The sequence below is a fragment of the Streptomyces sp. SID14478 genome, assembly GCF_010548525.1.
GTDB lineage: Bacteria > Actinomycetota > Actinomycetes > Streptomycetales > Streptomycetaceae > Streptomyces.
This window is the reverse complement of sequence record NZ_JAAGMG010000098.1, coordinates 1-223: the sequence shown is the minus strand read 5'-3', so window position 1 is coordinate 223 and position 223 is coordinate 1. Positions and strand designations below refer to the sequence as shown.

Below are 223 nucleotides of genomic sequence, written 5' to 3'. Positions count from 1 at the left end.
GGACCTGCCCAGCGGCGTCGACGCGGACACCGGCGAGGTCGCCGGGGACGCGGTCCGGGCCGACGTGACGGTCACGTTCGGCACGTACAAGCCGGGTCTGCTGATCGACCCGGCGCACGCGTACGCGGGGGCGCTGCGCCTGTGCGACATCGGCCTCGAACTGCCGCCGCGGGACAGTCGGCTGGAGGCGCTGCAGCACGACGACGTGGCGGCGCTGCTCCCC

Annotated in this window: 1 protein-coding gene; it reads left to right on the top strand. The window is 75.3% G+C overall.

Going from position 1 to position 223, the window contains the following annotated elements:
• Positions 1 to 223, top strand: a 223-nt coding sequence (locus G3I40_RS03060) for an NAD(P)H-hydrate epimerase (RefSeq protein ID WP_275410121.1), incomplete at both ends; no start/stop codon positions are given.